Origin of the sequence: 'Chrysanthemum coronarium' phytoplasma, assembly GCF_000744065.1 — a bacterium.
Classification (GTDB): domain Bacteria; phylum Bacillota_I; class Bacilli_A; order Acholeplasmatales; family Acholeplasmataceae; genus Phytoplasma; species Phytoplasma asteris.
In genome coordinates this window covers 1-822 of sequence record NZ_BBIY01000132.1, presented here as the reverse complement: position 1 = coordinate 822, position 822 = coordinate 1, and the positions used below count along the sequence as shown (strand labels likewise).

Here is an 822-nt window from a genome sequence, read left to right as displayed (position 1 = left end):
ATGTATATACATGGTGGAGCTGGTTCTGGCAAAACTACCATTTTAATTGAAAAATTAAGACAAAAAGAAAAAGAAAAACCTTTAATTTTGGTAGCTACTAATGCTACTAAAAATATTATTTATGATAAATTATTTTCATCATTAAAAGAAGATTATCCTTCTTATAATGATGATGAATTAGAAAAATATTTAAAAGATAATTATGAAATTAGAACATTTCATAGTTTTGCTTATTCTTGTTATTTAAAATATAATATTTTTAATGAAACAGCAAAACAACGAAAATTTATTGATGATGAAACTAAATTAAATATTTTAAAACTGATTTTAAAAGAAAATCAAGATTTAAAATTGTATTTTAAAGAACAAAGAAAATATTCATTTAGAAAGCTTTTACAGGAATTAAATAATTTAATACGTTTAACTTTTCAAAAAGAAAACTGTTATTCATCTATTAAAATTGATGATAAAGTTTTAAAAAAATCTTTTGAATTGTTATTAAATTTGTATTATGAAAAATTAAATTATTATAATTTAATAACTTTTGATGGTTTATTAATTGAAACTAGTGATTTTATTGAATTTGTTGAAAGAAATAATGGTTTAATTTATAATCGTCCTGTTTTTATTGATGAATTTCAAGATTTAAATTATTTTTATTATTTTATTATAAAAGAACTTTTATTTAATAAACCAAATTCTTTATATTGTTTTGGTGATTATACTCAAAATATTTATAGTTCTTTTGGTTCTAGTGAACGTATTTTGGAACTTTTTGTAAAAGATTTTAAACCTGAAAAACATTTTTTAAATGTTAATTAT

Annotated in this window: 1 protein-coding gene; it reads left to right on the top strand. The window is 18.4% G+C overall.

What is annotated here, in order from left to right:
* The coding region (locus OYV_RS04095; protein WP_042068444.1) for a UvrD-helicase domain-containing protein at positions 1–822 on the top strand (822 nt) is incomplete at both ends.